The organism is Streptomyces sp. NPDC020898, assembly GCF_044333925.1.
Classification (GTDB): Bacteria; Actinomycetota; Actinomycetes; order Streptomycetales; family Streptomycetaceae; genus Streptomyces.
In genome coordinates this window covers 275,417-301,662 of sequence record NZ_JBIRRV010000008.1, presented here as the reverse complement: position 1 = coordinate 301,662, position 26,246 = coordinate 275,417, and the positions used below count along the sequence as shown (strand labels likewise).

General features: G+C 72.2%; 19 protein-coding genes. 8 read left to right on the top strand and 11 right to left on the bottom strand.

All coding sequences use genetic code 11. The features are described from left to right. Nucleotides 1-226: 226 nt before the first annotated feature. Entirely contained in the window at nt 227-1,186 is a 960-nt protein-coding gene (locus ACH4TV_RS26210) for a hypothetical protein (RefSeq protein WP_398402109.1), read from the top strand. Between the two features lie 68 nt (nt 1,187-1,254). Then, on the top strand, nt 1,255-1,707 hold the full coding sequence (locus ACH4TV_RS26205; RefSeq protein ID WP_398402107.1) for a peptidase inhibitor family I36 protein: 453 nt from the start codon (nt 1,255-1,257) through the stop codon (nt 1,705-1,707). Between the two features lie 73 nt (nt 1,708-1,780). Here ACH4TV_RS26205 and purH read toward each other — a convergent pair whose 3' ends face one another. Together purH and purN are read right to left on the bottom strand one after the other, a co-directional pair. Continuing rightward, nucleotides 1,781-3,352: a bifunctional phosphoribosylaminoimidazolecarboxamide formyltransferase/IMP cyclohydrolase gene (gene purH / locus ACH4TV_RS26200; protein ID WP_398402346.1), complete on the bottom strand. Its 1,572-nt coding sequence runs from the start codon at nt 3,350-3,352 to the stop codon at nt 1,781-1,783. Nucleotides 3,353-3,360: 8 nt separating this feature from the next. Then, entirely contained in the window at nt 3,361-4,038 is a 678-nt protein-coding gene (gene purN / locus ACH4TV_RS26195) for a phosphoribosylglycinamide formyltransferase (protein ID WP_398402105.1), read from the bottom strand. A 234-nt stretch (nt 4,039-4,272) separates the two neighbouring features. Here purN and ACH4TV_RS26190 point away from each other — a divergent pair, with 234 nt between their 5' ends. Further along, on the top strand, nt 4,273-5,070 hold the full coding sequence (locus ACH4TV_RS26190; protein ID WP_398402103.1) for a hypothetical protein: 798 nt from the start codon (nt 4,273-4,275) through the stop codon (nt 5,068-5,070). Nucleotides 5,071-5,219: 149 nt separating this feature from the next. On the opposite strand, the gene ACH4TV_RS26185 is transcribed toward ACH4TV_RS26190, so the two are convergent. Next, nucleotides 5,220-6,803 carry a DUF6350 family protein gene (locus ACH4TV_RS26185; protein WP_398402101.1) on the bottom strand — a complete coding sequence of 528 codons (1,584 nt, stop codon included), beginning with the start codon at nt 6,801-6,803 and terminating at the stop codon, nt 5,220-5,222. Between the two features lie 97 nt (nt 6,804-6,900). Between ACH4TV_RS26185 and ACH4TV_RS26180 the strand changes: the two genes are divergently transcribed. Next, nucleotides 6,901-7,950: a helix-turn-helix domain-containing protein gene (locus ACH4TV_RS26180; protein WP_398402099.1), complete on the top strand. Its 1,050-nt coding sequence runs from the start codon at nt 6,901-6,903 to the stop codon at nt 7,948-7,950. A gap of 260 nt (nt 7,951-8,210) precedes the next feature. On the opposite strand, the gene sucD is transcribed toward ACH4TV_RS26180, so the two are convergent. The 6 genes from sucD to ACH4TV_RS26150 form a co-directional block, all read right to left on the bottom strand. Then, nucleotides 8,211-9,095, bottom strand: a complete 885-nt coding sequence (gene sucD, locus ACH4TV_RS26175; RefSeq protein WP_398402097.1) for a succinate--CoA ligase subunit alpha — start codon at nt 9,093-9,095, stop codon at nt 8,211-8,213. 21 nt (nt 9,096-9,116) lie between these two features. Next, the gene (gene sucC / locus ACH4TV_RS26170) at nt 9,117-10,295 is read right to left on the bottom strand and encodes an ADP-forming succinate--CoA ligase subunit beta (protein WP_398402095.1); all 1,179 of its coding nucleotides are present in this window, start codon (nt 10,293-10,295) and stop codon (nt 9,117-9,119) included. A gap of 705 nt (nt 10,296-11,000) precedes the next feature. After that, nucleotides 11,001-11,933, bottom strand: a complete 933-nt coding sequence (locus tag ACH4TV_RS26165) for a hypothetical protein (RefSeq protein WP_398402093.1) — start codon at nt 11,931-11,933, stop codon at nt 11,001-11,003. A 142-nt stretch (nt 11,934-12,075) separates the two neighbouring features. Beyond that, nucleotides 12,076-13,251, bottom strand: coding sequence for a VWA domain-containing protein (locus ACH4TV_RS26160; RefSeq protein WP_398402091.1), 1,176 nt, complete (start codon nt 13,249-13,251; stop codon nt 12,076-12,078). After that, nucleotides 13,248-15,665, bottom strand: a complete 2,418-nt coding sequence (locus ACH4TV_RS26155) for a DUF5682 family protein (protein WP_398402089.1) — start codon at nt 15,663-15,665, stop codon at nt 13,248-13,250. The genes ACH4TV_RS26160 and ACH4TV_RS26155 overlap by 4 nt, the downstream gene beginning before the upstream one ends. Further along, nucleotides 15,662-16,807, bottom strand: coding sequence for an AAA family ATPase (locus ACH4TV_RS26150; RefSeq protein ID WP_398402087.1), 1,146 nt, complete (start codon nt 16,805-16,807; stop codon nt 15,662-15,664). The genes ACH4TV_RS26155 and ACH4TV_RS26150 overlap by 4 nt, the downstream gene beginning before the upstream one ends. Nucleotides 16,808-16,983: 176 nt before the next feature. Between ACH4TV_RS26150 and ACH4TV_RS26145 the strand changes: the two genes are divergently transcribed. Both ACH4TV_RS26145 and ACH4TV_RS26140 read left to right on the top strand, forming a co-directional pair. Further along, complete coding sequence (locus ACH4TV_RS26145; protein WP_398402085.1) at nt 16,984-18,342, top strand: SWIM zinc finger family protein; 1,359 nt, start codon at nt 16,984-16,986, stop codon at nt 18,340-18,342. 91 nt (nt 18,343-18,433) lie between these two features. Beyond that, nucleotides 18,434-20,137 carry a DUF5691 domain-containing protein gene (locus ACH4TV_RS26140; RefSeq protein WP_398402083.1) on the top strand — a complete coding sequence of 568 codons (1,704 nt, stop codon included), beginning with the start codon at nt 18,434-18,436 and terminating at the stop codon, nt 20,135-20,137. Here ACH4TV_RS26140 and ACH4TV_RS26135 read toward each other — a convergent pair. Continuing rightward, the gene (locus tag ACH4TV_RS26135; RefSeq protein ID WP_398402081.1) at nt 20,064-20,480 is read right to left on the bottom strand and encodes a cobalamin B12-binding domain-containing protein; all 417 of its coding nucleotides are present in this window, start codon (nt 20,478-20,480) and stop codon (nt 20,064-20,066) included. The two genes, ACH4TV_RS26140 and ACH4TV_RS26135, sit on opposite strands and share 74 nt — an antisense overlap. Nucleotides 20,481-20,882: 402 nt before the next feature. Here ACH4TV_RS26135 and ACH4TV_RS26130 point away from each other — a divergent pair, with 402 nt between their 5' ends. Together ACH4TV_RS26130 and ACH4TV_RS26125 are read left to right on the top strand one after the other, a co-directional pair. Next, nucleotides 20,883-21,818: a lipase family alpha/beta hydrolase gene (locus tag ACH4TV_RS26130; RefSeq protein WP_398402079.1), complete on the top strand. Its 936-nt coding sequence runs from the start codon at nt 20,883-20,885 to the stop codon at nt 21,816-21,818. Nucleotides 21,819-22,046: 228 nt separating this feature from the next. Continuing rightward, nucleotides 22,047-23,564, top strand: coding sequence for a M23 family metallopeptidase (locus ACH4TV_RS26125; protein WP_398402077.1), 1,518 nt, complete (start codon nt 22,047-22,049; stop codon nt 23,562-23,564). Between the two features lie 91 nt (nt 23,565-23,655). Here ACH4TV_RS26125 and pcrA read toward each other — a convergent pair whose 3' ends face one another. Further along, nucleotides 23,656-26,193: a DNA helicase PcrA gene (gene pcrA / locus ACH4TV_RS26120; RefSeq protein WP_398402075.1), complete on the bottom strand. Its 2,538-nt coding sequence runs from the start codon at nt 26,191-26,193 to the stop codon at nt 23,656-23,658. Nucleotides 26,194-26,246: the final 53 nt, after the last annotated feature.

The following is a 26,246-nucleotide window of genomic DNA, read 5'->3' as shown; positions in this document are numbered from 1 at the left end:
GCGCGCCTCTGTACCCAGGTATGCGCCATTCCGCTCCCACCGCTCCCGGGTGAGAGCCGGCGGACAGAAGCCAGGGCACAGTTTCCCCACCGATCCCCCACAGCAGACCCTCAGACATACGAGGTACCCCCACACACCCCGCCTGCCCCATCTTGTGGATGCCGCACCGAGACCAGGAGCGGCGACGGGGGAACGGAACCCACGAGGGGAACGGGAGTTCGGGGCCATGAGGCGTGCGCTGATGTCGTTGTGCGCGGTCGTGGCGGCCACCGCGGCCGTCACGACCGGATGTGCCGGCGGTACCGGTGGTACGGGCGATAGCGGCGGTGACGGCGACAGCCGGGCGCAGTCCGATCCGCGTCCCCTCCCCCCGGAACTGACCTGGCGGCAGGAGCTGCGCGTCACCGACGCGCAGCAACACCTGACCAGACAGTGCATGAACCGCCAGGGCTTCACCTACTGGGAGGACCTCGGTCTGACGCTCCAGGAGAGCCGCCCGGTGCGCTACGTCCAGGACGACGTGGCGTGGGCCCGTACGTACGGGTACGGCGGCCGGATCTACGCGAAGAGCGAGCGCGTCCGCGAACGCAACCCCATCGGCACCTACCGCCAGAGCCTTTCCGCGTCCCGGCGTACCGCCTTCGACACCGCGCTCGACGGCGGCGACAGCAGCCGCGTGCTCGCGGTGACCCTGCCGGGCGGCGGGGAGATCCGCAAACGCTTCGGCGGCTGTACGGAGGACGCGGAGCGCAGGCTCTACGGCGACCCGGCCGAATGGTTCCGCACGAGCAAGGTCGTCATGTCCCTCAACTCCCTTTACGGGGAAGACCTGATGACGGATCGTCAGTTCACCGCCTCGGTACGGGCCTGGTCCCGTTGCATGAAGCAGGCGGGCCGGCCCTACAAGGATCCTCAGGCGGCCCGCGACGCCGTCCGGGTCAACACCGGCCGGCTGGGCGCGGCCCGCGCCGACGAGGCGTTCGCCGCCGAGCGGAAGACCGCCGTCGCGGACGCGACCTGTGCCCGAGAGACCTCCCTGCGTGCCGTGGTCACGGCCCGGGAGACGTACCACCTGGACCGCCTGCGCGACCGGGACGGCAGGTACGAGAAGGACCTCGCCACCCACCGGAACCTCGGTCAACAGGCCTACGACCGGGCGGTACGCGTCGTTCCGGAGCGCGACTGACCACCGCGCGCTCCGGACGCGTACCGCCCAAGCACCACCAACACACCGCGAAAACAAGGGGAACCATCATGCGCAAGTTCACTGTCACGGCAGCGGTCCTCGGGCTCACCGCCCTGGGCCTCGCCGTACCCGCCACGGCCGCACAGGCGGCCGAGAGCGCCGTGCCCGGCCCCGTCTGCCAGAGCAAGTGGGGTGCGCGCAACGGCAACGTGTACGCCTGGCAGGACCTGGACTGCTCGGGCACCCAGCTGATCAACACTCCGGGGAACAGCACCAACTGGGGTGCCGGCGCCAACGACAAGGCCACGTCCGTCATGAACCGCGGCTTCACCGGCGGCCTGGACCACGTCGCGTTCTACCAGGACGACCTCTACCGCGGCGGCCACACCTGTCTCGCGCCGGGCGAGCTGTACGCCGACAACCTGACCGACAACACGTTCACCAACGGCGTCAACGTGAACGACAACATCACCTCGCACCAGTGGGTGGCCGGCAGCGCCTGCGGCAAGCTCGTCACCTGATCCACCGAACGAAGGCGGGCGGTCCGGCACTGTGCCGGACCGCCCGCCTTCGTGTGTACGGCTCAGTGGAAGGTCAGTGGAAGAAGTGCCGCGTCCCCGTGAAGTACATCGTGACGCCCGCCTTCTTCGCCGCCTCGACCACCAGCTCGTCGCGCACCGAACCGCCCGGCTGCACCACGGCCTTGACGCCCGCGGCCGTCAGGATCTCCAGCCCGTCGGGGAACGGGAAGAACGCGTCCGAGGCCGCGTAGGCGCCCCGCGCCCGCTCCTCGCCCGCCCGCTCGACCGCGAGCTTCGCCGAGTCGACGCGGTTGACCTGGCCCATGCCGACGCCGACCGAGGCACCGCCCTTGGCGAGGAGGATCGCGTTGGACTTGACGGCCCTGCACGCCTTCCACGCGAAGGAGAGTTCCGCGAGCTCGGACGGGGACAGCGCGTCGCCCGTCGCCAGGGTCCAGTTGGCCGGGTCGTCGCCGTCCGCCTGGAGCCGGTCCGTCACCTGGAGGAGCGCACCGCCGTCGATGGGCTTGACCTCGGCGGGGTGCGAGGGCGCGGCCGGGGCCTTCAGGACGCGGATGTTCTTCTTCTTGGCGAGGGCTTCGAGGGCGCCGTCCTCGTAGTCGGGCGCGACGATGACCTCGGTGAAGATCTCCGCGACCTGCTCCGCCATCTCCTTGCTGACCGGCCGGTTGACGGCGATCACGCCGCCGAAGGCCGACAGCGGGTCACACGCGTGCGCCTTGCGGTGCGCCTCGGCGACATCCGAACCGACCGCGATGCCACAGGGGTTGGCGTGCTTGATGATCGCGACACAGGGCTCGTCGTGGTCGTACGCGGCACGGCGGGCGGCGTCCGTGTCCGTGTAGTTGTTGTACGACATCTCCTTGCCGTGCAGCTGCTCGGCCTCGGCGAGACCGGTGCCCGTGCCGTCGACGTAGAGCGCGGCGGGCTGGTGCGGGTTCTCGCCGTAGCGCAGGGTGCTCTTGCGCTCCAGGGCGGCGGCGATGAACTCGGGGAACGGTGAGTCGTCCGCCGGCGCGTAGGCACTCGCGAACCAGCTCGCCACCGCGATGTCGTACTCGGCGGTGTGCCGGAAGGCCTCGGCGGCCAGCCGCTTGCGGGCGGTCAGGTCGAAGCCGCCGTCCTTGACCGCGGTCAGGACGTCGGCGTACCGCGCCGGACTGGTGACCACGGCCACCGACGGGTGGTTCTTGGCAGCGGCGCGGACCATCGACGGGCCGCCGATGTCGATCTGCTCGACGCACTCGTCCGGGGACGCGCCGGAGGCGACCGTCTCGCGGAACGGGTAGAGGTTGACGACCACCAGGTCGAAGGGCTCCACGCCCAGCTCCGCCAGCTGCTCGCGATGGCTCTCCAGGCGCAGGTCGGCGAGGATGCCCGCGTGGACCTTGGGGTGCAGGGTCTTGACCCGGCCGTCCAGGCACTCGGGGAAGCCGGTCAGCTCCTCGACCTTGGTGACCGGGACGCCCGCGGCGGCGATACGGCCGGCGGTCGAACCGGTGGAGACGAGTTCCACGCCGGCCTCGTGCAGGCCACGGGCCAGCTCTTCCAGGCCGGTCTTGTCGTAGACGCTGACGAGCGCCCGACGAAGGGCCCGCTTGTTGCTCTCGGCCGTGACAGTGATGTCGGCGGTCACTGGATAACTACCTTTCGTCCCTCAATGCGATAGCCGTTGCGGGCGAGCCGCCCCACGACATCGACGAGCAGCCTTCGCTCGACTTCCTTGATGCGCTCGTGCAGAGCGCTCTCGTCGTCCTCGTCCCGGATCTCCACCACGCCCTGAGCGATGATCGGTCCGGTGTCGACGCCGTCGTCGACGAAGTGGACGGTGCAGCCGGTGACCCTGGCGCCGTACGCGAGCGCGTCGCGAACGCCGTGGGCCCCCGGAAAACTGGGCAGCAGGGCGGGATGCGTGTTGACGAACCGCCCGCCGAACAGGGCCAGGAACTCCTTGCCCACGATCTTCATGAACCCGGCGGACACGACCAGATCGGGTTCGTACGCGGCCACCGCCCCGGCGAGCGCCGCGTCCCACTCCGCCCGGGTGCCGAAGTCCTTCACCCGGCACACGAAGGTCGGCAGCCCGGCCCGCTCGGCGCGCGCGAGCCCCTCGATGCCGTCGCGGTCGGCCCCGACGGCGACGATCTCGGCCCCGTAGGCCTCGGTGCCGGTGGCCGCGATGGTGTCGAGGAGCGCCTGAAGATTGGTACCGGATCCGGAGACCAGCACGACAAGGCGCTTGGCGGCCTGGGACTCGGCCACGGCGGGGCCCTTTCTCGGGGGAACAGTCTGTGCGGGCGGCTCGTGCATTCATACGAGTGCTTCGCGCCCCGGGATACGGGGAAGTCTACGAAGCGGCCGACCGGCAGCAACGATACCGGCACACCGGACAGCCCCCACGGGACGGGGGCGTGGCCGGAAGGTAGCGTCTGCGAGGAGCCGGTCCGGGAACGCGCTCGTCATACGGTGCGTTGACGGGATGACGGCCCACGCCGGAACAGCCGTACGAAGCCGTATTTCACCAAGGGGAAGACGCTCACTTTGATGCCGGACCGCAGCCTGCGACTCCTTACGCTCCCCCCGCAGTCGGTGCTGTGGCGGGAGCGCCCCGCGTCGCCGCCCGACGCGCCCTCGGGCAAGAAGAACGGCGAGACCGGCGACGGGCAGGGGAGCGCGGCCCCGGACGACAACCCGTTCGCCCCGCCGCCCGAGGGCTCACCGGACAAGCCCTGGCAGCCCCGGCGCCCGGCGGGCGACGACGACTCGGCCGGCCAGTCCGGCGACGGCGGCCGCTCTCCGTGGGGCAGTCAGTGGAGCGACCGGCAGCCCGGCCGTGCCCCGGGCGGCTTCGGCGAGCGGTCGGGCCGGTCCGGCGGACAGGGCGGCCCCGAGGGGCCGGGCGACGGACAGGGCACCAACCCGCGCTGGGACCCGACGGACCCCGCCCAGCGCCACGCGCGGTACGCACTGCTGTGCGGCATGTGGGCCTTCTTCTTCGCCCTCTTCAGCTGGCCGTACGTGGCGCTGCTGCTCGGCGCGCTCGCCCTGAACTGGGGCATCAGCGCCCTGCGCGCCAAGCCCCGCACCCCGAACCCGGACGACCCGGCGCCGGTGCCCTCGCAGGGCCCGGGCGGCGCACGCCGGCCGCAGACGACGGCCGCGATCAGCGGCCTGGTCACGGCATCCCTGGCCCTCGCCATGGTCGCCGCGACCTTCAGCCTCCAGTTCGTCTACCGCGACTACTACACGTGCACGAACGACGCGCTCACGAACACCGCCAAGCAGGACTGCGACCGCCTGCTCCCGAAGGAACTCCGGGGCGTGTTCGGCTCGAACAGCTAGGCGCTCCGCGGGATATGCGGTTCGTTTTCCGCGGGCCGGGTGGGGGCTTGTCGCGCAGTTCCCCGCGCCCCTTTCGGGGCGCGGTGGCGCACCCGACTTCACCAGATCCGCTCAGGCGCTCGAAAAAGCCTGGTAGGGCTACGGCAGGGCTACGTGTCTTCCGGCTCCGGTGGTGACGTGGCGGACGCCTCCTTCAGCGCCGCCCAGCGGGCCTCGCGGGCGGCGTCGTCGTACCAGGGCGAGGGTGAGGGCAGGTCGGCGGGGAGGAAGTCGTAGGCGGCCTCCAGTCCGTACGGGTCGCCCGCCCCGTACACGTCGTCGCGGGTCGTCCCCTGCGGCTTCTTCGCCTCGCCGTCCGCCGCCGGGGGCGTCGGGGTCGGTGTGCCGGTGTCCTTCGTCTTCGGCCGCTTCCGCAGGCACCACGCACGCAGCCCCAGGGCCGTCGGCACGGCGACGGCCGCCGTCCACGCCAGCGTCGCCGCCCCCGTCTGCCACCACACCGGCCCGACATGGGCGAGGGCGCCGCTCCCGAGCGGTCCGCCCGCCGCAGCGGCCAGCACGGCCAGCGCGCCCGCGCACAGGACGGCGGCGAGGCCCGCGTTCGCGGCGGTGCGCCCGACCGACCAGGGCTCCCTTCCCTCGCCCGACCCCGCCGCCCGCGCCGTGAACCAGGCCACCGTCAGCCCGGCCGCCACCGGCACCACGGCGACCGCCCAGGTCAGCGGGGTGCCCTGCCCGGCGTCCGGTACCGCCGACAGCAGCGGGAACGGCGGCAGCAGCGGCGCCGGGTCGGAGGCCAGCGGGCCCGTGGTGTGGTCCACGCCGAGCGCGAAACCCGGGCCCAGGGCATAGGCCGCGCCCCACAGCGCCGCGTTGGGGATCAGGGCCAGACAGAGCAGCAGTACGGCGATCCGCCCCGACCAAGCCTCCGTCAGCTGGAGGAAGGAGGCCCGGGCGACCCCGCCGTGCCACACCAGCGACACCGCGACCAGCAGCGCCCCGCCCCCGGCGAGCACAGCGGTACCGGCCCCGGCGGCCCGCCCGGCGGCCAGCAGACGGACCCGGGCATCCGGGTCCAGGGCCCGTCGACGAACCCACCTGGGCAGCAGGTACAGCGCCCGGGGCGACAGGGGCCCGTGCGGGCGCCCGTACGCCGTCCACACCCCGGCTCCCGCCGCGGCCATGGCGAGCAGCGGCACGCATACGGCCGTCCACGCCCAGTCGGGGCGCAGCCCGCCGCCGGACGCGTACAGCGCGACGCCCCCGCCGACGGCCAGATAGCCGGAGACGACGCCGAGCCAGGCGGTACGGGCGGGAACGGGCGGCGCGTCCTCGGCGTCGTCCTCCCCCGTGTCCGGGCCCTCCGTCGCGTCGCGGGCCGCGCGGTGCAGCAGCCAGGCGGGGAGCGCGAGGAGCAGGAGGGGGGCGACGCCGACCGGGGCGGGGGCGCCGGACAGGCTGTCCGCGCGGACGAGTTCGGCGCCGTGCGCGAGCAGCCAGAGCGCGGCGGCGACGTGCAGCGCGCCACCGGGTCCGCTGTCCGGGTACGGGGAGCTGATCCACAGCACCATGACGAGCACGGCGAACGAACCGAGCCCGAGCCCGGCCGCGACCGCGCCGCCGAAAACGCCGGCGGCCAGTCCGGGGGAACGGTCGCGCAGCCGGTCACGGACGCGGGTGCGCAGAGACAGGAAGGGAGGCCGGCGGTGGGTCGTCTGGGTCACGGGCGCCATGCTCCCAACGACACGCGCTTTCCCGTCGTAACAGGCGAACCTCCGATGTGTCGCCCAATATACGTTTTATGTACTTTTCCGCGCGAAAGGGTCTCCGGTGACGCAGAGCCCCGCCATCCCGCTGCCGCCCCCCGCCGAGCGCCGACGCCTGCGCGAGGCCCAGTCGCTGACGCAGGCTCAGGTCGCCGAACGGGTGGGCGTCGGCCGCGACACGGTACGCGCGTGGGAGGCCGGCCGTACGACACCGCGCGGTCGCAAGGCACAGACGTACGCGAGCCTCCTGGCGGCGGCATCGGCGACAGCCCATGAGGTGACCCTGCGTCAGGCCGATCCCACGGCACCCTTGACGCCCCTGACGCCCGCTCAGGCCTTCGACGCGCTCTACGCGTTCTGCGCCCCCGCTCTCGTACGGCAGGCCTATCTCCTCACCGGGCGGCGGGAGTTGGCGCGTGAGTCGGTCGAGCGGGCGTTCCAGCTGGCCTGGCACCGCTGGCCCGAGGTGGCCGTGGACCCGGACCCGGCGGGGTGGGTACGGGCGACGGTGTACGAGTGCGCTCTCTCCCCCTGGCACCGCTTCCGCGCCCGCCACCGGCACCCGGAGGCCCCGCCCGCCGACCCGGCCGACCGCGCGCTGCTGGCCGTACTCCTGAGGCTCCCCCCGCCGTACCGCCGCACCCTGCTCCTGTACGACGGTGTCGGCCTGGGCCTGCCGGAGACGGCAGCGGAGACGGAGGCGAGCACCCCGGCGACGGCGAATCGTCTCCTCCATGCCCGCGAGGCGGTCGCCGCCCGTCTCCCGGACCTCGCGGACCCGGCCCTGCTCTCCCGGCGGCTCGCCGAAGTCGCCGCCCACGAACGGCTGCGCGCCGCCCGCCCACCCGTGGTCCGCGCGGGCAGCGAACGCCGCGCCCGCAACTGGACTCACGCGGCGATCGCCTTCACCGTCGCCCTCATCGGCGCCACCACGTTCACCCTCCACACGGCCCCCACGCAGTACAACCCCCCGGTCGCCCCGGGCGCGACAGTGCAGGGAGTCCCCCCGAGGGCAGCCCCGGGCGCGCTCTCCCGAGCCGAACTGGACCTACGGACCAAGCTGCAGCGCGCGGCGACGAACGGCCCGGAGAGACTGACCCCGGACGCGAGATGAGCACGCCCGCCCGCCCGGCCGTGGACAGCCGCCCCGCCCGCCCGCGGGCAGTCGCCCGCCGCCCGCCCGGCTGTGGGCAGTCGTTCCGCTGGGGCGATGGGGGTCCCCCGGTCGAGCGAAGCCGAGACTGGGGGAGGGTGGGCACAGCCACCAGTTCCGGGTACCCGGCAATCCTGCGGGCACCTGTACCAACGCCAGTGGGCCCGCCCCAGCAAAGGGAACGGGCCCACAGAGGTTCAGCTCAGTACCGCCGAGAAACGTCAGCCCGCGAGAATCTCGCGCGCCAGCTTCGCCGTCTCGGTCGGCGTCTTGCCGACCTTGACACCGGCGGCCTCAAGGGCCTCCTTCTTGGCCGCGGCCGTACCCGACGAGCCCGAGACGATGGCACCGGCGTGGCCCATGGTCTTGCCCTCGGGCGCGGTGAACCCGGCGACGTAACCGACGACCGGCTTCGTCACGTTCTTCGCGATGAAGTCCGCGGCGCGCTCCTCGGCGTCGCCACCGATCTCACCGATCATGACGATCAGGTCGGTGTCGGGGTCGGCCTCGAACGCGGCGAGCGCGTCGATGTGCGTCGTACCGATGACCGGGTCGCCACCGATACCGACGGCGGACGAGAAGCCGATGTCACGGAGCTCGTACATCATCTGGTACGTCAGCGTGCCGGACTTCGAGACCAGGCCGATACGACCCGGCTTCGTGATGTCGCCCGGGATGATGCCGGCGTTCGACTGGCCCGGGGTGATGAGACCGGGGCAGTTCGGGCCGATGATGCGGGTCTTGTTGCCCTTCGACTTCGCGTACGCCCAGAAGGCGGCGGAGTCGTGGACGGCGATGCCCTCGGTGATGACGACCGCGAGCGGGATCTCCGCGTCGATCGCCTCGACCACGGCGGCCTTGGCGAAGGCCGGCGGTACGAAGAGGACCGATACGTTCGCGCCCGTCTTCTCGATCGCCTCGGCGACCGTGCCGAAGACCGGGATCTCGGTGCCGTCGATGTCGACGGACGTGCCCGCCTTGCGCGGGTTCACACCGCCGACGATGTTGGAGCCGTCCGCCAGCATGAGCTTGGTGTGCTTCATGCCCGTGGCACCGGTCATGCCCTGGACGATGATCTTGCTGTCCTTGTTCAGGAAGATAGCCATGGCTGTTCTGTCCCTCTTCCCTTACTTCGCAGCCGCGAGCTCGGCGGCCTTGTCGGCCGCGCCGTCCATGGTGTCCACGCGCTGGACCAGCGGGTGGTTGGCGTCGGAGAGGATCTTGCGACCCAGCTCGGCGTTGTTGCCGTCAAGACGGACGACGAGCGGCTTGGTGACCGCCTCGCCCTTGTCCGCGAGCAGCTGCAGCGCCTGCACGATGCCGTTGGCGACCTCGTCGCACGCGGTGATACCGCCGAAGACGTTGACGAACACGGACTTGACGTCCGGGTCGCCGAGGATGATCTCCAGGCCGTTCGCCATGACGGCGGCGGAGGCGCCACCGCCGATGTCGAGGAAGTTGGCGGGCTTGACCCCACCGTGGTTCTCACCGGCGTAGGCGACGACATCGAGGGTGCTCATGACGAGACCCGCGCCGTTGCCGATGATGCCGACCTCACCGTCGAGCTTGACGTAGTTGAGGTTCTTGGCCTTCGCGGCGGCCTCGAGCGGGTTGGCCGCGTCCTTGTCCTCGAGCGCGGCGTGGTCCGGCTGGCGGAACTCCGCGTTCTCGTCCAGGGAGACCTTGCCGTCGAGGGCGATGACCTTGCCGGAGGCGACCTTGGCGAGGGGGTTGACCTCGACGAGGAGGGCGTCCTCCTTGATGAAGGTGTCCCACAGCGTCACGAGGATGTCCGCGACCTGGTCGGCGACCTCGGCCGGGAACTTCGCCTGCGCGACGATCTCGCGGGCCTTCTCGATCGAGACGCCCTCGTTGGCGTCGACCGGGACCTTCGCGAGGGCCTCGGGGTTCTCCTCCGCGACGACCTCGATCTCCACGCCGCCCTGGACGGACGCCATGGCGAGGAAGGTGCGGTTGGTGCGGTCGAGGAGGAAGGAGACGTAGTACTCCTCCAGGATCTCCGGAGCCGTCTCGGCGATCATCACCTTGTGGACCGTGTGGCCCTTGATGTCCATGCCGAGGATGTCCGTCGCGCGGGCGACGGCCTCGTCCGGGGTGGCGGCGAGCTTCACGCCGCCGGCCTTTCCTCGCCCACCGACCTTCACCTGCGCCTTGACGACAGACTTGCCGCCCAGACGCTCGGTCGCCGCGCGTGCCGCCTCAGGCGTGTCGATGACTTCACCGGCCAGCACCGGTACACCGTGCTTGGCGAAGAGGTCCCTCGCCTGGTACTCGAACAGGTCCACGCGCGTCCGTCCCTATCAGTGATCTCGCGGTTCGTTGTCTGCGTGGGCGTGCCGCGATGGGCAACGTGACGTCCGCTGTGTCACAAGGGTGGCGCACACGGAGTCCGAGCGCGCGGCATGTCCGTCTCGCAGGTTATCGCCGCACGCCGCAGGTCCCTAAATCAGGAATCACACCTGAGCGGTGATACCTGTCACAGAGTGCCATTCAGGGCCGCCCGGCGGCCCGCGCGAGGGGCGGAAAGAGGCATTACAGGTGCAAAGGTGAGGCCTCACCGGGCTGGGGTGAACCCGGTGAGGCCCCTGGAAGGCCCGTCAACGGCTTTGACGGTCCTCCGGCAAGCGGTCCCCACCCCTATGGGAGCCGCTCACCGCCGTCCGCCGGACACGCACCGCCCGGACCGATGGCATTCGGCCGTACGGGGCTGTCCTGGCGGAGTCCGGATGACCCGCACGACCCGCGCGACCCGCACGGTCAGGCGTGCGGATCGTCGGACGTACGGGGGTCGCGAAGATCGGGTGCGCGAAGGCCGGGTCGCCGGTCTGGCACTCCGTGCAGTCCTCGGAGATTCCGGACCACGGGAGGGCTTCGGCCGATCAGGGCACGGCAGGACAGCGCGGGGCAGGCCCAGTGAGACCTGACCAGAGCCACTGCGGCGCGACGGATTCGCGTACGGCGCGTACGGCGACCGGAGAGGCGGCCCGTCCCTAGCCGGGGAAAACCGGAATGTCCCGGTACCTGTCCCGGGCCTCGGCACCAGCCGCGACCGGGGTGCCCCCCGGTACCAGCCGCACCGGCACCCGCTGGCTCAGCGCGACGGCCTGCGCATCGCCGGGCCCACCGTGCCGAGGGCCACCACCGTCGACGGCCACCGAGTCACCGAACGCCCCGCCAGGCACCCCGTTCGGCATCTCACCGGGCGCCTGACGCCCGGACGTCTGCGCCCCGGGTACGCCGCCCTGCTCGCCGGGCGCCACCGCTTCCCCGGCGTCCACCGCACCGCCGACCCGGCCCGGGAACCCCGGCCCGTGAACGACGCCGCCCTGCTCCCGCCCGTCTCCCCCGGCCGCCACCGCACCGGACGGTTCCGGCACACCGCCGCCGTCCCGCGGCCCTGAATCGGGCGCCGGCAGGGTCTGCCCCGGCAACGGGGGCGTCGAGTGCTCGGGCGACTCGGGCAGTTCAGGCACAGCAGGGGGCGTGGGGAGGGTCGGCGACGCGGGGAGCTCGGGGAACGCCGGTAACTCGGGGAGCGCCGGCAAGGTGGGCAAGGCCGGGAGGGAAGGCAAGGGCGGCAAGGAGGGGAGGGGCGGCACCTGCGCCGGAACCTCCGCCAACTCCTCGGTCACGTCCTCCACCAGTTCCCCGACCGGCCGTACGACCTTCTCGATCACCGGCGCCACGTCCGGATCCGGAGACGCGGGCGGGAGTCCGACCGTCAACGGAGCAGCCAGAGCAGTCACCCGCGGAACCGGACCCCGCACCGACGGCGCGCCCTCCGCCGCATGCGCCCGCTCCCCGCAGAGGAAGCCGAACACGAACAACCCACCCACCAGCACCGCCACTCGCAGCGCACGCCGCCCCGCCGCCGTACGCGTCACACGCAGTACAGCAACGGAGAGGGCGGCCGGCCAGTTCAAGAGGAGGAACCCTCCAGCGACAGGAGCAGGACGAGAGAGGCGCGGGGCGAGGTGGCGCCGATCCTGCACGGCCCTCCCGAGGTCGCGCAAGCCCCCCGTTACCGATGCGCACTCATGTCCTTTTTGCCGAACGGAGTGGCCCTCACTCGGTGTCGGGTATCGGCAGCGGGCGCTTCTCGATCGCCGCGGCCATGATGTCCGGGAACAGGTCGGGCGTGCAGGCGAACGCCGGTGCGCCCAGCGCCGCGAGTGCCGCCGCGTGCTCCCTGTCGTACGCGGGCGCCCCCTCGTCGGACAGCGCGAGCAGCGTCACGAACTGCACCCCCGACGCCTTCATCGCCGCGACCCGCTTCAGCATCTCGTCGCGGATGCCGCCCTCGTAGAGGTCGCTGATCAGTACGACGACGGTCTCGGCGGGCCGGGTGATCTGCGACTGGCAGTAGGCGAGCGCCCTGTTGATGTCCGTACCGCCGCCGAGCTGTGTACCGAACAGGACGTCCACCGGGTCGTCGAGCTGGTCGGTGAGGTCGACGACCGCCGTGTCGAAGACGACGAGCCGGGTGTCGATCGACCGCATCGACGCCAGCACCGCCCCGAACACCGACGCGTAGACCACCGACGCCGCCATCGACCCGGACTGGTCGATGCAGAGGACGACCTCCTTCTTCACCGACTGCGAGGCGCGTCCGTAGCCGATGAGGCGCTCCGGCACGATCGTGCGGTACTCCGGGAGGTAGTTCTTGAGGTTGGCCGCGATCGTGCGGTTCCAGTCGATGTCGTGGTGGCGCGGCCGGCTGATACGGGCACTGCGGTCGAGCGCCCCGGTGAGCGTGGCCCGGGTCCGCGTGGCGAGCCGCTTCTCCAGGTCCTCGACCACCTTGCGTACGACCGCTCTCGCCGTCTCCTTCGTCGTCTCCGGCATCGCCTTGTTGAGGGAGAGCAGGGTGCCGACGAGGTGGACGTCGGCCTCGACCGCCTCCAGCATCTCGGGCTCCAGCAGAAGGGCGGCGAGCCCGAGCCGGTCGATGGCGTCCCGCTGCATGACCTGGACGACGGACGACGGGAAGTACGTCCGGATGTCACCGAGCCACCGCGCGACCGACGGCGCGGACGCCCCGAGCCCCGCCGAACGGTCCCGCCCTGCCCGGTCCTTGCCCCCGTCCCCTCGTCCGTAGAGCGCGGTGAGCGTCCCGTCCATCGCGGCGTCCTGCCCGGAGAGCGCGCAGCCGGTGCCGTCCGCCGCGTCGCCCCCGAGCACGAGCCGCCAGCGCCGCAGCCGCTCCTGCGCCGGGTCCGCCGGTTCGGTCGCCGTCGTCATGTGCCCACCCCCACCAGGTTGTTGTCGTCGGAGGCTTCGCCCCCGGTGTCCAGGCCCAGCAGCAGCCGCAGCACCGGCAGTACGGCGTCCGCCCGCCGGGCGTCGAGGTCGGGTGCGAAGCCCGGCACACCGGCGGCGCCGGTCACGGAGCTCCCCCGCTCCCCCTGACCGCGCCGGACCAGTTCCCCGAGCGTTCTGCGCACCCCGGGCTCATATGCCGAGAAGGTGCGCCTCAGCAGCGGCAGTACGTCCGTGAACGCGTCCGCCGGTACCCCGGTCAGCCAGGCGTCGACCAGCCCGAGCAGCCGTTCGTCGTGCACGAGCAGCATCCCGCCCCCGGAGCCGCCTCCGACGAACCCTTCGATCCACGCGGCCGCGTCCCCCGGCGCCGTCCCCGGCGACAGCACGAGCCCCATGAGTACCGCGGCCTCGTCCTGCGCCAGCTCCCCGTCGTCCAGCAGCAGCCGCACGGCCCGGCCGCGGACGACTCCGGCCACGCTGTCCCGCGCGCACAGCACCCGGAGCACGGAGTACCAGCGGTGCCGCAGCGTGCCGCCGGGCCGAGGAGCGGAGGCAGTCGCGGCAGCACTCGCCGTGGCACCGACAGTCTCGGGGTCTCCCAGCAGCCCCACCGCCCCGTGGACCGCGTCCACATGGCGCCGCATCTCCTCGGCCGCGTCCGTGTCGAGGGCGGCGCAGGCCGGGGGCAGGCCGACGAAGACGCGTTCGGCGAGGCCCGTCGCGACCTCCGCCAGTGCCTGGGTGTCCGTGCCGCGTACGTCGCCGTAGCGCAGGGTGCGGACCAGTGCCGGCAGGGCCTGGGCCAGGTGGCCCACGTCCGTGTCCAGGGCCGCGCGGTCGGCGAGGACGCGCATCACCACGGGGAGCGCGTCGGACAGTTCGGCGAGGAGACAGCGCTCGGCGAGTGCGGTGACGTCGGCCAGCGCGCCTGCGCCGACGGCGTCGGCCTCCGCCCTGGCCGTCGCGGCCGAGAGCACGGTCGTCCCCCACACGCCGGCCTCGGCGACCCGTACCGCCAGCTCCGGCTCCCAGCGCAGCCGCCAGGTCTCCCGGAAGGTCCCGGTGCTGCCGCGGGACGCCGAGGGCACGCCCCAGCCGATGCCGAGCAGCCGCAGCCGGTGCAGCAGCCGACTGCGCCCGGCGTCGGTCTCCTTGCGCAGGTCGAGCTCCAACTCCCGCTCCAGCGCCTCCGGTTTGAGCCGCAGCCGGCGCTGGAGCCGCGTCAGGTCGCGCTGCAAGGGCACCGCGGGCGCCGCCTCGGGCACCTCCCCGAGCACGTCCCCGACGACGAGCCGGTCCCGCACCAGGGCCAGCGGGACGTCCGAGCCCTCGCACATCACCGCCCGTACGGCGTCGGTCGTCTCCGTCAGCCCCGGCAGCGGGCGGCCCCGCATCGCGGCCAGCGTCTCGGCCAGCCGCACCGCCTCGATGACGTGCGCCGAGGAGACGAGCCTGTCCTCGGCGCGCAGCAGCCCGGCCACCTTGGTCATCCACCGCTCGACCGGCCGGTCCCGGGCCCCGAACAGGTGCCCGTACCAGCCGGGCGAGTCGATGCCCGCCCCGTACCCGCTGGCCCGCGCGAGCCTGCGATGCGTCCACGGGACCCAGGTGACGTCCACCTTGACCTTGGGCAGCCCCTTCAGCAGCGCCCGGTCGGCGGCGACGGAGGCCTTCCCCCGCAGCGCGGGCACATGCCAGGCCCCGCACACCACGGCCACCGCCCCGTCCCCGAACTCCCGCTGCGCGGCCCGCAGCTGGAGCCGCATGTACGCCTCGCGCACCAGGTCCCGGTCATGGCCCCCGGTCCCGTACACCTCCCGCAGCGCGCCCATGGCCTCTTCGAGCACCTCGAAGGGAGCGAACGCGTCCCCCTCCCCCGTGCCCCGGTGCTCGACGACGTCCTCCCACCAGCGCTCCGGATCGTCGTAGCCCCCGGTCTGCGCGAGCACGGCGAGCGGATCGACCCGCACATCGGCATCCGCGTCCGTGTCCGTGTCCGTGTCCGTTTCGGGCGTACGACCCTCGGTTCCGTCCTCCTCCCAGGCCAGCGTGTGCGTGGCGGGGAGGTCGATGAAGCGGGCGGGAACCCCGTGCTCCAGGGCCCAGCGGATCGCCACCCACTCCGGGGAGAACTCGGCCAGCGGCCAGAACGCCGAGTGGCCGGGCTCGTCCACGGCGTGGGCCAGCAACGCGACGGGGGGTCGCATGTCCTCGTCGGCGGCCAGCGGGATCAGGGCGTCGGCCTCGGGCGGCCCCTCGATCAGGACGACCGCCGGCCGCGCCGCCGCCAACGCGGCCCGCACGGCCCGCGCCGACCCCGGTCCGTGATGCCGCACCCCGAGCAGCAACGGCCCGGCACCGGACCACCCTTGTCCGTCCGCACCGGAGTTCACGCGCTCACCTCCCGGCAGGCCCGGTAGAAGTCCTTCCAGCCGTCCCGCTCGCGGACTACCGCCTCCAGGTACTCCTGCCAGACGACCCGGTCGGCCGCCGGATCGCGGACGACCGCGCCGAGGATGCCCGCGGCGACGTCGGAGGACCGCAGGACGCCGTCGCCGAAGTGGGCCGCCAGGGCGAGGCCGCTGGTGACGACCGAGATCGCCTCGGCGGTGGACAATGTGCCGCTGGGCGACTTCAGCTTCGTACGGCCGTCCGATGTGACGCCGTCGCGCAGTTCGCGGAAGACGGTCACGACGCGGCGGATCTCGTCGACGCCCTCCGGCACGGCCGGCAGGTCGAGCGAGCGGCCGATCTGGTCGACCCGGCGCGAGACGATGTCGACCTCGGCGTCGGCGCTCTCGGGCAGCGGCAGCACCACCGTGTTGAAGCGGCGGCGCAGGGCGCTGGACAGCTCGTTGACGCCGCGGTCGCGGTCGTTGGCCGTCGCGATCAGGTTGAAGCCGCGTACCGCCTGCACCTCCTGCCCCAACTCCGGTATCGGCAGGTTCTTCTCCGACAGGATCGTGATCAGCGTGTCCTGTACGTCGGCCGGGATACGGGTCAGCTCCTCGACACGGGCCGTCATCCCCTCCGACATGGCCCGCATGACGGGGCTGGGTACGAGGGCGGCGCGGCTCGGGCCGTGCGCGAGCAGCTCCGCGTAGTTCCAGCCGTACCGGATCGCCTCCTCCGGTGTGCCGGCCGTGCCCTGGACCAGCAGCGTCGAGTCGCCGCTGACCGCCGCCGCCAGGTGCTCGGACACCCAGGTCTTCGCCGTACCGGGCACGCCGAGCAGCAGCAGGGCGCGGTCGGTCGCCAGGGTGGTGACGGCGACCTCGACGATGCGGCGGGGACCCACGTACTTCGGTGTGATCACCGTGCCGTCCGGCAGGGTGCCGCCTTGCAGATAGGTCGCGACGGCCCACGGCGACAGCTTCCAGCGGGCCGGGCGCGGGCGGTCGTCCTGCGCTGCCAGCGACGCGAGTTCGGCGGCGAAGGCGTGCTCGGCGTGCGGCCGCAGTTCCTCCGTGTCGTTCGCGTGCGCCGACTGCTCGTGACGCGGGTCGACGGATGTCGGTTCAACGGAAACAGGCATGGATCGGTCCCCCTCCAGCTCGGCCGGTCTTGGCCCGTTCGGATCTGGTGTCCACACTGCACCACGCCACTGACAATGCGTCTGACCTGCGAAAATACCGCTTCGAGGGCCGGGTGGAGCCGAGCGGAGATCGCTGCGAGGGCCGATTGTCAGTGCCGGGATCTACCTTCGGTGTCATGACTCAGCAGGGGGTGCGCTGGACGGCGGATCAGGTGCTGGCACTGGCGCCTGACGTCTCGTCACGCAAAGCGGGAAGCAAACTCGGCGCGGCCGGACCGTGGTCGGAGGCCGGCAGTTCTGACGAGGGGACGGTGTGGGGACTGTGCAAGGGCAGCGGCAGCAAGCCGTATCAGACGGTCATCGACATCGCGGACGCCACCGGGCCCGCGTACAAGTGCAGTTGTCCGAGCCGGAAGTTCCCGTGCAAGCACGCGCTGGGGCTGCTGCTGCTCTGGGCGGGCGGCGACGGCGCGGTGCCGCGAGGGGAGGCACCGGGCTGGGCGGAGGAGTGGCTGGCGGGGCGGCGGAAGCGTGCGGGGGAGAAACGGGCGGCGGGCGCGGACGGTTCCCCGTCCGAGTCCGGTGATCCCGAGGCGGCGCGGCGCAGGGCGGAGCGCCGCGCCGAGCGGATCACGGCGGGGGCGACGGAGCTGGAGCAGCGCCTCGCCGACCTGCTGCGCGGCGGCCTGGCCACGGCGGAGCAGGCGGGGTACGGCCTGTGGGAGGAGACGGCGGCCCGCATGGTCGACGCGCAGGCACCCGGGCTCGCGGCGCGCGTAAGGGAGTTGGGGGCGATCCCGTCGTCCGGACCGGGCTGGCCGGTGCGGCTGCTGGAGGAGTGCGCGCTGCTCCACCTCCTCGACCAGGGCTGGCTGCGCCGCGACGAGCTGCCGGACGGTCTGGCGGCGACGGTGCGGTCCCGGATCGGTGTGCCGGGCTCGGCGGACGGCCCGCCGGTGCGCGACCACTGGCTGGTTCTCGCCCAGTACGAGACGGCGGACGCCCGTCTGACGACCCGCAGGATCTGGCTGCACGGCGCGCAGTCGGACCGTACGGCGCTGCTCCTCTCGTACGGGGCGGCCGGCCGGGCCCCCGAACTGGCGCTGCCGGTCGGGCTGGCCTTCGAGGCGGAGGTGTCCGCGTATCCCGGCGCCGGGCAGTTGCGGGCGGCCCTGGGCGAGCGGTTCACGCCGCCCGCGCCGACGGACGTACGGCCGCCGGGGACGACGGCCGCGCGCGCGGCGGAGCGTTACGGGGAGGCGCTCCGGGACGACCCCTGGCTGGACTCGTTCCCGGTGACGCTGGACCGGGTCATACCCACCCCGGCCGACGGCTCCTGGCAACTGGCGGACGCTGACACCGACTTGGCGCTTCCCCTGGCCCCCTCCGCCGTCGCCCACCCCGGCCTGTGGCGCCTGGTCGCCCTCTCGGGCGGCGCTCCCGTCACGGTCTTCGGCGAGTGCGGCCACCGGGGCTTCACTCCGCTGACGGCCTGGCCGGAGGGGCCGACGGGAGAGGCGGTCCCCCTGTGCTGAGGCGATCCGGCGCGGCCCACCGACAACTCGTCCGACTCATCCGACCCCTTCGGCTCCCCCGACCTCTCCACACCCGGTGAAAGGGAATCTCATGAACGGCAGCACCGCTTCCGCCCCCGCGGCGAGCGCCTGGGAGGAACTGGTCACCTCGGCGCTCCTCGGCACGGAGCGGCGTACGCCCCCGGGCTGCCCGCCGGGCAGTCGGGCGCCGGTCGCGCTGCTCGACGCGGCGGCCGTGGAGACCGTACGGCGGCGGGCGGGACTGCGGCCGGCCAGGGCCGCGACGCGACCGGAACCCGCGCCCACGGACCCGCGCCCGGCGCTGCCCCCGGCGGCGGCCCGCAGGCTCACGCTGTTGCTGACCGACCGGCCCGGCACCTCCGGCGGCAGCGGTCGCCGGGGCACAGCGCCGGACCTGATGGAGTTGCTGCCCCAGTGGCTCGCGGCGGCGAACGCGCACGGTTTCGCGGCCCCTCCCCAGGCGCTGCCCGCGTTGCTCGACGCGGCCAGGGGGCGTACGGATCTGCGCCCGGCGGCGCTGGCGTTCGTGGGCCCGCGCGCGCTGTGGCTCGCCCGGCTGAACACGGACTGGCGGTTCGCCCTGCGCTCGACCCCGGGCGGAGGTACCGCCGTGCCCGCCGCAGAGGAGACCGAGCGGATCCAACTGCTCTGGCAGGAGGGCCTGTTCGCCGAACGGGTCGCCCTTCTGGCGGCGATACGCGCGCGGGAGCCCGCTGCCGCCCGGGAGCTGCTGGAGGCGACCTGGCCGACCGAGCGGGCCGAGGACCGGCTGATGTTCCTCGACTCGCTGCGAACGGGTCTGCGCGCCGACGACGAGCCGTTCCTGGAACGGGCGTTGGCGGACCGCAGCCGCAACGTCAGGGCGACTGCGGCGGAGTTGCTCTCCGCGCTGCCGGGTTCCGCCCTCGCCGCGCGGATGGCCGTCCGGGCGGGGACGTGCGTGGCCGTCGACCACACGAACAGCGCGGACGGTACGAGTGGCGGGGCGGCGCTCGTCGTCGAGGCGCCGCACGAGTGCGACGCCGGCATGGAGCGCGACGGCGTCGTGGCCAAGGCCCCGACGGGACGCGGTGAACGGTCCTGGTGGCTCGGCCAGCTGGTGGAGGCGGCCCCGCTCGGGAGCTGGCCGGAGCGGCTCGGCGGGCGCACGCCGGAGGAGATCGTGGCGCTGCCGGTGGCGGACGACTGGCAGGGCGAACTGCACGCCGCGTGGTGCCGGGCGGCGGTGCGGCAACGGGACGCCGACTGGTCACGGGCGCTCCTCGGAAGGCCCGCGGCACCCGAGGCCGGCGGGCCCGGGGCGGTGTCCCTGGCCGAGCGGGCGAAGCTGCTCGCCACGCTGGACTCCGCCGAACGGGCCGGGTGGGTCGCGCAGTTCATCGCGACGCACGGCCTGTCCGAGGCGTTCCAGCTGCTCGGGGTGTGCGCGGTGCCGTGGGCTCCGCCGCTCGGGCGGGCAGTGGTCGACGCACTCAATATCGCGCGGGACGCGGGAAGTTACCCATGGAGCTTCAGCGGCGTGATGGGGCTGGCGGAGCGCTGCCTGGACCCGTCCGAGGCGAGCCGTCTCGACGGCCTGCTCGCGATACCGGACGAAGGGGAGGACGCGTCACCGGGCGCGGGCAGCTACTGGGCGGAGGCCTTCCAGCGCCTCGTCGGCACCTTGCGCCTGCGCGCGGCCATGGCCGAGGAACTGGGGGCTACGCCCCCGCCGCCTGCCGTACGTTCCCCCGCACCCATTCCACGACCGAAGCCATGGTCGCCCCAGGCGTGAAGATCTCGGCGACCCCCTTCTCCTTCAGACCGGCGATGTCCGTCTCGGGGATGATCCCGCCGCCGAAAACTTTGATGTCGGCGGCGTCGTGCTCCTTCAGGAGGTCGATCACGGCCACGAAGAGCGTGTTGTGGGCGCCGGAGAGGACGGAGAGCCCGATCGCGTCGGCGTCCTCCTGGATCGCGGTGTCGACGATCTGCTCGGGCGTCTGGTGGAGGCCGGTGTAGATGACCTCCATACCGGCGTCGCGCAGCGCCCGCGCGATCACCTTGGCCCCGCGATCGTGGCCGTCGAGCCCCGGCTTCGCCACCACCACGCGGATCGGACCGGCTGCCACACCCATCGCTGCCTCCATGCAGTGAACGAACGTTATGTCCAGCATCCCGCAACCGGCAGTTTCACGACGGATCGCGAGGGGGAAATCACACGTGGGACACGTTCGCCGCGCCCCGGTCCGTTCACCGGACCGGGGCAAGGGGAGCCGCATCGAGGTCGTCGCACCACCGCGCCGCGAGCCGCGCGCCGTGGCGGTGCGGTGCACGGGAGATGGCACGAAGGGCAGGAAGGGCACGACAGCGGGGAGCTTCGTCGCCACACGGCAAGGAGCTCGACACCCCCTTGGCGTCACACACGCCGCACGCCCCCTCGTACCGCCGCGCCACCACCGGCCACCCTCGTCGCGACCCCCCACCAAGGGCACACGGGGGACAGAGGAGTCCTCCCGCGTGCCGACAGGAGGTCGGCCATGAAGGTCATCCGGGCAGTAATGCCCATGCTGCCGCTCTGCCAGCGCGTCCTGCCGAGCAGACTGGCGGGACTCTCCATGGCTCTCCTCAAGGCGACCGCCCTGGAGATCGCGATCCTGGCGGGACACCTGCTCCTCTATCCGGCAGGCATCGCCCAGGAACGCCGAGCCAGCACCCCGGACCCCTCACCGGACAGGCCCGGAGCACCCACCGGCACCACCGCCACCACATCGGCTTCGACCACCACCCACCTGCCGACGGAGCCGAAGCCCCCGGTCGTCCTCCTCCACGGTTTCATCGACAACCGCTCGGTCTTCGTCCTGCTGCGCCGTTCCCTCGCCCAGCACGGCCGCCAGCAGATCGAGTCGCTCAACTACTCCCCGCTGACCTGCGACATCCGCACTGCCGCCGAGCTGCTCGGCCGGCACATAGAGGAGATATGCAGGCGCACGGGCCACCCGCGGGTGGACATCGTCGGGCACAGCCTGGGCGGGCTGATCGCGCGCTACTACGTACAGCGGCTCGGCGGTGACGTCCGCGTCCGTACGCTCGTCACGCTCGGCACCCCGCACTCCGGCACCCGGGTCGTACCGCTGGCCGACGCGCACCCCATCGTCCGCCAGATGCGCCCCGGCTCGGAGGTCATCGAGGAGCTGCGCCTGCCCGCACCCGGCTGCCGTACGCACTTCGTCAGTTTCTGGAGCGACCTGGACCACCTGATGGACCCGCTGGAGACGGCCTGCGTCGACCACCCCGACCTGTTCGCGCAGAACGTACGGGTCACCGGCATCGGCCACCTCGCCCTGCCCGTCCACCCCGCCGTCGCGACCGGCATACGGCAGGCCCTCGACCAGACGGGCCACCCCCTCGCCACCGGAGCACAAACCGGCGCGCGGACCGGCGGAGCCCAAGCCGGCGGACTGACGGTGGCGTAACCCCGCGCATCCCCGCGCACAGGCCGCTCACCACCACCGGACAGCCGCCGCAACTCGAACAATCTTCGAACACCAGGCCAAACCCGTGCCCGCAGTTCCCCGAAACACGGCCGAATGCCCGTTTCCTATAAGCACGAAACCTGCCGAAGATTGTCGCGCCCGCATACCGCCGGGTACAGTCACCGCACTGCTCTGCCAGCCCCTGTTGTCGAGGCGAAAGAGAAGTTGGTGAACGAACGTCACCCGTCGGGGACCATGACCCCCCCGGCTCCGGCTTCCGATGCCGCGACGGCGCATTACCCGTCGTACGGCGCACAGGAAGTCCCTTTCGGTGACTTCACCACGCACGACCCCACCTTCGCCAACGGTTTCGACACCGGCATGGGTACGGGTACCTGCACAGGCACTTTCGACACCGACCCGCTCTTCGGCAACATGCCGGGCGACGAAACCGGTTCGTACGACAACGCCCAGTGGTCGACCGGCAGTCAGCAGACCCTGAACTACGACCCGTACGCGGCCCAGCACCACGCCAACTACGACACCGGGGCGTACGACACCACCGCCTGGGCGCCTGGCTACCAGCAGCTCGCCGACATCCCCGCGCAGACGCCGCCTCCGGGCGCCGACGCCAGCGGCCAGTGGGATGCCAACACCTGGCTCCAGCCGGAGCAGCCCTCCCAGGCCGACCTGACCCAGCAGTGGCAGTGGGGCACGCAGGCCTCCGACACCGGCGTGTACGACGCCACGCAGTGGAACTCGGACAGCGCCCCGGAGAGCACCCCGACGCCGGCCGCCGAGTACGACCACGAGCACGCATACGACCAGCAGGCCCCGGATGTGGCGGATTACGGGCAGCACACTCTCGCCGACGACGAGTCCGACCCGGACGACACCGGCGACCCGGCCGCCGAGGCCCCCCTGCTCGACGGCCAGGAAGAGGCCGTCCCGGGCGCGGTACCCGGCGGAGGGCGCGCGGCGTCCCGTGCGGCGGCGCGCAACGCGGGCCGGTCCCGGCGACGCACCCCGGCCAAACGTTCCGCTCTGCTGACGATCGCCGTTCCGTCCGCCTGTGTGATGGGGGTCGCGGGCATCGCCGCCGCCTCCGTGGGCGGGATGAGCGGTGACGACGAGCAGAACACGACGGCTTCGGCGTCGGACGGCGTCGCCGTGAAGCCGTCCACCGCGAACAACAAGCTGGACAGCCAGCTGGCGAGTCTCTCCGCGGGCGCCGACGATTTCGCCGACCGGGCCAGCCGTACGCAGGAACGTATCGACCTCAAGGCCCAGCAGGTCGCCGAGAGGAAGGCAGCGGCGGCGGAAGCGGCCCGCAAGGAGCGGCTGCGCCCGAAGTACGCCCTCCCGGTCGAACAGCACGGCCTCAGCGCCTACTTCGGCCAGTCCGGCATCAACTGGATGTCCGTGCACACCGGAATAGACTTCCCGGTCTCGTACGGCACGACGGTGATGGCCGCGACCGACGGCACCGTCCGGACGCAGTGGAACAGCGCGTACGGCAACATGATGATCGTGACCGACAAGGACGGCACGGAGACGTGGTACTGCCACCTCTCCAGCTACCAGGTCCCGTCCGGTACGACGGTGAAGGCCGGCGACCCCATCGCGTACTCCGGCAACTCCGGCAACTCGACCGGCCCGCACCTGCACTTCGAAGTACGCCCCGCCGGCGGCTCCGCGATCGACCCCCTCCCGTGGCTCCGCAGCCACGACCTGGACCCGACGTAACCGGCAGCCGCGCCCCCTTAGGGGCGCGGGGAACTGCGCGACAAGCCCCCCACCGGCCCGCAGGCGAATAACCTGCGCACCCAGCGGAGCGCTAAAGCTTCTCCACAGGCGCGTACCGCAACAGCAACCGCTTCGGCTTCTCCTCGCCGAAGTCGACCGTCGCCTCCGCGTTCGAGCCCGTGCCCTTCACTCCCACCACGGTCCCCAGACCGAACTGGTCGTGCGTGACCCGGTCCCCCACCGCCAGTGCGACGACCGGCTTCTCGACGCCGCCCCGCCGCGTGGCGAAGCCGGACGCACCCGAGGCCGCGGAACGCGAGCGCGAGGACGACAGCGAGGACGCCACCCCGGAGACCGGGCCGGAGGACGTCGCCGGAGCCATCGCCCCCGTGCGCTTCCACTCCAGATGCGCCGCCGGGATCTCCTCCAGGAAACGCGAGGGCGGGTTGTACGAGGGCTGCCCCCACGCGCTGCGCAGCGCCGACCGCGTCAGATACAGCCGTTCACGCGCGCGCGTGATGCCGACGTACGCGAGCCGCCGTTCCTCCTCCAGCTCCTTCACCTGGCCGAGGGCGCGCATGTGCGGGAAGACGCCGTCCTCCATGCCGGTGAGGAACACCACGGGGAACTCAAGGCCCTTGGCGGTGTGGAGGGTCATCAGGGTGATGACGCCGGAGCCGTCGTCGTCCTCGTCGGGGATCTGGTCGGAGTCGGCGACCAGGGCGACCCTCTCCAGGAAGGCGGGGAGGCCGACCGGGGCCGGGGCTTCGCCCTCCGCGGGCTGCGGGGACCCCTCGGCCGTCTCGGCAGCCGCTCCGGACTCCTGCTCGAACTCCAGGGCCACGGCGGCGAGTTCCTGGAGGTTCTCGATCCGGGTCTCGTCCTGCGGGTCGGTCGACGCCTGCAACTCGGCGAGGTAGCCCGTGCGTTCGAGTACCGCTTCCAGGACGGTCGCCGGGCCCGCGCCCGACTCCACGATCGTCCTCAGGTCCTCCATCAGCGCGTTGAACCGCTTGACCGCGTTGGTCGACCGCGACGCCATGCCGTACGCCTCGTCCACGCGCTTCAGCGCCTGCGCGAAGCTGATCTTCTCGCGCTGGGAGAGCGCGTCGATCATCGCCTCCGCGCGGTCGCCGATGCCGCGCTTGGGCACGTTGAGGATGCGGCGCAGCGGCACCGAGTCCTCCGGGTTGGCGAGGACGCGCAGGTAGGCCAGGACGTCCCGGACCTCCTTGCGCTCGTAGAAGCGGACGCCGCCGACGACCTTGTAGGGCAGGCCGACGCGGATGAAGATCTCCTCGAAGACACGGGACTGGGCGTTCGTCCGGTAGAAGACGGCGACATCGCCGGCCTTCGCGTCGCCCGCGTCCGTCAGTCGGTCTATCTCCTCGGCGACGAACTGCGCCTCGTCGTGCTCCGTGTCGGCGACATAGCCGGTGATGCGCGCGCCCGCGCCCGCGTTGGTCCACAGGTTCTTGGGGCGGCGGGACTCGTTGCGCTCGATGACCGCGTTGGCCGCGCTCAGAATCGTCTGCGTGGAACGGTAGTTCTGTTCGAGCAGGATCGTCGTCGCGTCCGCGTAGTCCTCCTCGAACTGGAGGATGTTGCGGATCGTCGCACCCCGGAAGGCGTAGATCGACTGGTCGGCGTCACCCACGACACACAGTTCGGCGGGGCCCAGGTCGTGCTCGGCGGGCGGTACGTCCACCGGGTGCTCGGCGGTGCCCACGAGCTCCCGTACGAGCGCGTACTGGGCGTGGTTGGTGTCCTGGTACTCGTCGACGAGGACGTGGCGGAAGCGGCGGCGGTAGTGCTCGGCGACGTCCGGGAAGGCGCGCAGCAGGTTGACCGTCGTCATGATCAAGTCGTCGAAGTCGAGCGCGTTGGCCTCACGCAGCCGCGACTGGTACATCGCGTAGGCCTGGGCGAGGGTCTTCTCGAAACCGTCGCTCGCCTGGGCGGCGAAGTCCTCCTCGTCGATCAGCTCGTTCTTCAGGTTGGAGATCTTGGCGCTGAAGGACTTGGGCGGGAAGCGCTTCGGGTCCAGGTCCAGGTCGCGGCAGACGAGCGCCATCAGTCGCTTGCTGTCGGCCGCGTCGTAGATCGAGAAGGACGACGTGAAGCCGAGCCGCTTGCTCTCGCGCCGCAGGATGCGCACGCACGCACTGTGGAACGTCATCACCCACATCGCGTTCGCGCGCGGGCCGACGAGGTGCTCGACGCGCTCCTTCATCTCACCGGCGGCCTTGTTGGTGAAGGTGATCGCGAGGATCTGGCCGGGGTGGACGCCCCGCTCGCCGAGCAGATACGCGATGCGGTGCGTGAGCACACGCGTCTTGCCGGAGCCGGCGCCCGCCACGATGAGCAAGGGGGTGTGGGCGTGCACGACGGCCGCGCGCTGGTTCTCGTTCAGCCCGTCCAGGAGCGCGGCCGGGTCCACCGCGGGGCGCGGGGCACCGTCGCGGTAGTACGCGTCCCGGTCCGGCGGCGCGTCGAACTTCCCGCCGAACAGATCGTCCGGAACGGGCTCCGGCACGTGCTCGTCCTCGGGCGGCGGCGGGGGCTCCTCCTCATGGGCGCGAGGGCCCCGGAGGTCCGCCAGGAAGCTGTCATCAAAGAGGCTGCTCATCGCTCTCCGAGTCTAGGCGCCCCCACTGACAACCCGCCCCGCCCCCGGAAACA